Origin of the sequence: Pseudorhodobacter sp. (genome assembly GCF_030452865.1) — a bacterium.
Taxonomy (GTDB): Bacteria; Pseudomonadota; Alphaproteobacteria; order Rhodobacterales; family Rhodobacteraceae; genus Pseudorhodobacter.
Genome location: NZ_JAKDLJ010000221.1, coordinates 1 through 6118, shown reverse-complemented (window position 1 = coordinate 6118; position 6118 = coordinate 1). Strand labels below are relative to the sequence as shown.

7 protein-coding genes and 1 pseudogene are annotated in these 6118 nt (G+C 60.2%); 6 read left to right on the top strand and 2 right to left on the bottom strand.

What is annotated here, in order from left to right; translation table 11 throughout:
• The 6 genes from L0H65_RS12825 to L0H65_RS12800 form a co-directional block, all read left to right on the top strand.
• Positions 1–309: ClpXP protease specificity-enhancing factor SspB (locus tag L0H65_RS12825; RefSeq protein ID WP_301459444.1), on the top strand; the 309-nt coding region annotated here is incomplete at its 5' end.
• 24 nt (positions 310–333) lie between these two features.
• Positions 334–894, top strand: a complete 561-nt coding sequence (locus L0H65_RS12820) for a class I SAM-dependent methyltransferase (RefSeq protein ID WP_301459443.1) — start codon at positions 334–336, stop codon at positions 892–894.
• Positions 895–978: 84 nt separating this feature from the next.
• Positions 979–2373, top strand: coding sequence for a class II fumarate hydratase (fumC, locus tag L0H65_RS12815; protein ID WP_301459442.1), 1395 nt, complete (start codon positions 979–981; stop codon positions 2371–2373).
• Positions 2374–2464: 91 nt separating this feature from the next.
• A complete protein-coding gene (locus L0H65_RS12810; protein ID WP_301459441.1) occupies positions 2465–2671 on the top strand; it encodes a DUF4169 family protein in 207 nt (68 codons plus the stop codon).
• Positions 2668–2904, top strand: a complete 237-nt coding sequence (locus L0H65_RS12805) for a ribbon-helix-helix domain-containing protein (RefSeq protein ID WP_301459440.1) — start codon at positions 2668–2670, stop codon at positions 2902–2904. Before L0H65_RS12810 ends, L0H65_RS12805 begins: the two co-directional genes overlap by 4 nt.
• Before the next feature lie 104 nt (positions 2905–3008).
• Positions 3009–4076, top strand: coding sequence for a phosphatase PAP2 family protein (locus L0H65_RS12800; protein ID WP_301459439.1), 1068 nt, complete (start codon positions 3009–3011; stop codon positions 4074–4076).
• On the opposite strand, the gene L0H65_RS12795 is transcribed toward L0H65_RS12800, so the two are convergent.
• Both L0H65_RS12795 and L0H65_RS12790 read right to left on the bottom strand, forming a co-directional pair.
• The gene (locus L0H65_RS12795; protein ID WP_301459438.1) at positions 4057–5403 is read right to left on the bottom strand and encodes a cytochrome P450; all 1347 of its coding nucleotides are present in this window, start codon (positions 5401–5403) and stop codon (positions 4057–4059) included. The genes L0H65_RS12800 and L0H65_RS12795 overlap by 20 nt on opposite strands.
• Positions 5400–6118 (bottom strand): annotated as a pseudogene (locus tag L0H65_RS12790) (hypothetical protein); the annotation flags it as partial. The gene L0H65_RS12795 and the pseudogene L0H65_RS12790, both read right to left, overlap by 4 nt.

The window sequence follows — 6118 nt, the reverse complement described above, 5'->3', positions numbered from 1 at the left end:
TGGCTGCATGCCCGTTATCCTTCCGAAATGACCATCGTGATCCAGCATTGGTTCGACAATCTCGACGTAACCGATACCGGCTTTTCGATCACCCTGAATTTCGGCAACAACCCCGAACCCTTGGTTGTGCCTTTTGACGCATTGCGCACCTTTGTCGACCCATCGGTGGAGTTTGGCCTGCGCTTTGAGACCCATGAGGACGATGAGGATGAGGATGAGGAGGACACTTCCCCTGATGACCCGGACCCGGACGCTCCTCCGCCCGCGCGAGAGGCGGAAGTGGTCAGTCTCGACAAATTCCGCAAATAGACCAATCTCGGGAAGGGAACAGCGATGCTATCCGATTTTGCGCTGTTCCTGAAACAGGCAGTGCTGCAACCAAAACAAACATCCTCTCTGGTGCCATCGTCGCGCGCGTTGGCCCTGGCAATGGCGTCGCATGTCGGCCCTTTGACTGGCCCGGTGGTAGAATTCGGACCCGGCACCGGCAAGATCACGCAGGCCATTCTTGATCGCGGCGTTGCCCCTGCTGATTTGACGCTATATGAAATGAACCCGGTCTTTGCCGAGCAACTTCACCGCCACTTTGCCGGTGTCACGATCCACACCGCGCCGGCACAAGACGCGGCGAACCGGATGGCACCAACCGTAGGGGCGGTCATCTCGGGACTGCCGCTGTTGTCGATGCCACGCCTGCTGCGGCGCGACATCATCGCGGCCGCTTTTCGCATCATGCGGCCAGACGGAATTTTCGTGCAGTTCACCTATGGGGCCAATTCGCCACTGACACCTGAAGGACAGGCGATACTTGGGCTGCGCGTCGAAAAGGCACAGAAGGTCTGGGGCAATCTGCCTCCGGCGCAGGTTTATCTCATGCGCCGCGCCAACGTGTAAAACTCTCACGGTATGCCGCCGCATACCGATTGATATTTGCCCTCCGCCCGCCTATGAAGGGCCAAATTTTGCAGGAGAGCATGGATGTCCGCGACCCGTACCGAAACCGACAGCTTTGGCCCATTGGAAGTTCCCGCCGACAAATACTGGGGCGCACAGACACAACGCTCGATCCAGAACTTCCCGATTGGTTGGGAAAAGCAACCGGTTGCGATTATCCGCGCCTTGGGCGTCATCAAGCAAGCCTGCGCGCATGCGAACAAGGCGCAAGGCGATATGCCCGCCGATCTGGCTGATACCATTGCCGCCGCCGCACAAGAGGTGATTGACGGCAAGTTTGATGACAACTTCCCCCTTGTCGTCTGGCAAACCGGCTCCGGCACCCAATCCAATATGAACGCGAATGAGGTTATCTCCAACCGCGCTATTGAAATGCTGGGCGGGGTGATGGGCAGCAAGAAGCCGGTCCACCCCAACGATCACGTCAATATGGGCCAATCGTCGAATGACACTTTCCCCACGGCGATGCATGTTGCCGCGGGCATGATGGCGCGCGATGTGCTGTTGCCCGGCTTGGAAAAGCTGCACGCCGCCTTGGCCGCGAAGTCTGTCGAGTTCAGGGATATCATCAAGATCGGCCGCACCCATACGCAGGACGCAACGCCGCTGACTTTGGGGCAGGAATTTTCCGGCTATGCCCATCAGGTGAAAAAAGGAATTGACCGGGTCAAAGCCTGCCTGCCTGACATCTATGAGCTGGCGCAGGGTGGCACCGCTGTCGGCACCGGGCTGAACACCAGGAAGGGCTGGGATACCCGGGTTGCGGCGGAAATTGCCAAGATCACCGGCCTGCCTTTTGTGACCGCGCCCAACAAGTTCGAAGCACTGGCCGCACATGACGCGATGGTGATGATGTCGGGTGCGTTGAAAACCGTGGCGGCCAGCCTTTTCAAAATCGCCAACGACTTGCGGCTTTTGGGGTCCGGCCCCCGCTCCGGCCTTGGTGAGCTGATCCTGCCCGAAAATGAGCCGGGATCCTCGATCATGCCGGGCAAGGTCAACCCGACGCAGGCCGAAGCGCTGACCATGGTGTGCGCCCATGTCATGGGCAATGATGCCGCGATTGGCTTTGCAGGCTCCCAAGGGCATTTTGAACTGAACGTCTACAACCCAATGATGTCCTATAACCTGTTGCAATCCATGCAGCTTTTGGGTGATGCTGCGGGGTCATTCACAGATAATATGGTCGTCGGCACCAAGGCCAACCTGCCCCGCATCAACAAGCTGATGAAGGAATCGCTGATGTTGGTGACAGCTCTTGCGCCCACCATCGGCTATGACAATGCCACCAAGGTCGCGAAAACCGCGCATAAGAACGGCACCACCCTGCGCGAGGAGGCCATCGCGCTTGGCCTTGTCGATGGCGAAACCTTCGACCGCGTGGTGCGGCCGGAGGATATGATCGGGCCGAAAGGTTGAATTGTTCTCGGTTGCGGAAATCGCCGGACTCGCCCAGAATTCGAACACACTTGGTCTGAATTCCGAGTCAGCATCAACCGGAAGGGATAATATGGCGGCGGAGATCATCAACCTGCGCAGCGTGAAAAAGGCCAGGAAACGGGCCGAAGCGCGCGCGCAGGCCGATGCCAATGTTGCCAAATTCGGGCGTTCCAAAGCTGATAAACGGGCCGAAGATGCCGCGAAAGCGAAAGCCAAGCAGGTGCTTGACGGTCATGCGATTGAAGGCGACGCGTCGGACCCGAAGGACGCGCCATGAGCGCTGCGCCGGAACGTCCGGTCAAACACTCGCTCACCCTGCGGGGCCATCGAACCTCGGTCTCGCTGGAGGGTGAGTTCTGGCGCGCCTTTCGTGATATCGCGGCGGCGCAAGGCAAAACCATCAACGCGCTCGCGATCGAGGTGGACGAGGCGCGGCAAACCGATATCGGCCTCGCCTCTGCGATCCGGGTCTTTGTGTTGACCCATTTTCAATCGGCGGCACGCGGCTGATCCTGACGGGAAAACCACAGAAATTGCGGGGTAACGCCCGCCAATTGCCATAATTGCCGGGTCAATTGGCAGCCTTGGCCCGTCTTTTCGCATTGGATTTACCGTTGACCGACCACATCGCTCAAGCGCCAACCCTCTCCGCCCCCGATACCCGCGACATTCGCTTGCGTTTTCGCCTCGGCTGTCTTGCGGTGTCGTTGACTGCACTGGCGCTGCTGTTCATCGCGCGGCCATCTGCGGGGCCAGCGCTGCTGTCGATTGCCAGCGATTACCTTTACTGGCTGTTGCAGCTCTGCGCAGTGATCCTGTGCCTGCATCTCGTCGCATGCTGCATCCTGGTCGCAAGAAAAAGCAAAGGTTTGTCGGCGCTTGCATGGTCAACGACGTATCTGCGCGCCATTCCCATCACCGATTTCGTCTGTGCGATGGGGGCAATAGCGGCCACCATCGGCAGCTTCACCGTCTATAAATCACTGGAGATCGGCGCCGATGGCTATCACCACGATGCCAGCTTCATCGCACTGGATCGCACGCTTTTCGGCGGGGTTGACCCGTGGCAGATCACCCATGCGCTGATGCCTTCTGCGAATCTGACATGGTTCCTGGATGTGCTGTATCACCCGGCGTTCCTGCCGATGATCCTTGGCTATGCGCTTTGTGCCATGATCAGCCCGCGCCCGGCGCTGCGCTATACCTATATCACCTCCTATCTCATCTGCTTTGTCGTGATCGGCATGGGTCTTGCAAATCTGTTGAACTCTGCCGGTCCGGTGTTTGATGGTCAGCTTTACGGCGACGGGCAAACCTTCGGGCCGCTGAAGACCCTGCTTCAGGCACAGTCCACAGCGGCGGGGCCGTTCTTTTCGGTCGAGGGGCAGGACTATCTGCTCGCGGCGCGTCAGCAAGGCGTGGCGCGCATCGGGTCGGGCATTTCGGCGATGCCGTCGATGCATATCGTCATGGCGTTCCTTTGGCCACTGGCGGGCTGGCAGATCAATCGCTGGCTCGGGTTTGGGTTGACCTGCTATGCGCTGCTGATCTGGGTCGCGTCGGTTCACCTTGGTTGGCACTACGCCTCGGACGGGATCGTCGGTCTGTCGGTTTTGCTGGTGATCTGGCTGCTGGTGGCGCGGTTCTTTGGCCTTTACCGCCCTAACCCTGACGCGGCGTGACAATCAACCGGATGCCATCCTTGGCGCGCACGGTCAGATGCGCCACCGGCATCGCAGGCTCCCCCACCGGGGCGAAATGAAACGCCCGCGCCAACAGGGCGAGCAGGAGCACCCCTTCGATCATCGCAAACCCGGCCCCGGTGCAAACGCGCGGCCCGGCGGAAAACGGCATGTAGGCATCGCGCGCGCAGGCCCGCGTCTCATCGCGTGCCCAACGGTCTGGGTCAAATTCATCCGGTCGGTCCCAAATCCGTTCATGCCGGTGCAAATGCCATGGGCTAAGGACGATCTGCGCACCGGGGGCGACGTGGCGGCCGCGCATCTCCTCCGGACAGCGGTTTTCGCGGACCATCATCGGCACTGGCGGATAAAGCCGCAGCGTTTCGCGGAAGACATCGCGGGTAAAGCGCAGCTTTGCCACGTTTGAGAACTCCGGCGCATCCCCAAGACTTGCCGCTTCCGCCGCGACCCGTTCCTGCACTTCCGGCGCAAGGGCCAGCATCAGCAGCGCCCAACCAAGTGCAGAGGCGCTGGTTTCATGCCCGGCCAGAAAGAAGATCGCGACCTGATCGACCATCTCGGATGTGTCAAACCGCTCCCCCGTCTCCGGATCGGCGGTGGTCATGATCTTGGTCGCCAGGTCATCCGGCGCGGTGCCTGCGGCAATTTCAGCAGCTCGGTCCGTCGTCAGCCGTTCAATCAACCCCCGGATTTCCGCTGCCGTCGCCTTGGTCCGGCGCGAATGAAAGCGCGGGAACCACCGCGGCAAGGGCAGGAACGCCGCGATGTTCAGCAGCGGTTGCTCGCGCTGATAATCGCGGAAATGGGCAAAGACCCGCCCCGCGATTTCATGTTCAATCGGAATGGAGAACAGAGTTCGGAAGATCACATCCGCCGCCGCATGGCTCATCTCCGGCTCAATCTCCTGCACGCCGGGTCGCATCCGCGCCACCGCCGCCTGCCCTGCGGCGAGCATTGACGGAAAGGTCTCTCGGATACGACCACCTTCGAACGCAGGGTCAATGATCCGGCGCTGGCGTTTCCAGACCTCGCCATTGGTCACGAAAACCGAATTGCCAAGCAACGGGTTCAACCCTTCGCGGATACGGTTCGATTTCGGGAAATCGTCGGGGCGTTCCTTCAGCACAAGGTTCACCAGTGCGGGGTCATTGCAGAGGTAGCTGCGGAAGAATGGGGTGCGAAACTCCGCCATCCAGGCCCGGTAAAGCCGCGCCGGTTGCGCCGACAGAATATCCTGCCGGAACAGCTTGGCATAGTGCCAAAGCGATACCTTGTCAGGCCGCGCGGGTGGCTTTGGCGGAATCATCGGGCGACCGAGGTGTATTTGTTCACCGGCGTCTCAATCCGCGAGACGGACGCCGGCCGCCCGTCATAACGATCCGCAAGGGTCAGCGGACCAGCGGTAATCTGAAAATAGTCGTAATCGCGTGGCCGGTCAAAGGCGCAAAGATATTGAAAATGCAGCCGGAAAAACCGCCAACGCAATTCTTTCCAACGCTCCGGCGACAGGCTTTGCGTGAAAGCTGCGGAAAATACCAGCGGCCAACGCTTGCCCTTCGGCTCCACCCCGGACACACAAACCGGATCGCACAGTGCGAAAGCGCAGCCATCGCCGGGCGCGGTCACATCGACCCAGGTGAGTTCTGATCGGGTGGAAAGATAGGCCAGATCGGCGCGCAATCGCTGCGCTTGCGGCAGGAACGACACCATCGGAACCACCTGCCCCAAGGACAGGAACGACAGCGCCGGACCGTCTTTTGGCACCCGCCCGGCGCGGATCAGGTCGGACAGCACCGATATGCCCAGGTGCACACCGGAAGAATGGCCGACGACCAGGACCTCATCCACGTCCTGCTGCAATGCCTCGGCAATGGCAGAGCCGAAAGCGGCCATCCGCGCCTCCAGCTCCGGCGGGTTCGCGCCATTGAATTGCGCGGAATAGGCGTAGTCATGCATCAGATAATACGCGAAAATCTTGTTGTCGATGCCGCGAAACCAGATCAGCAACTTCACCGCCAACG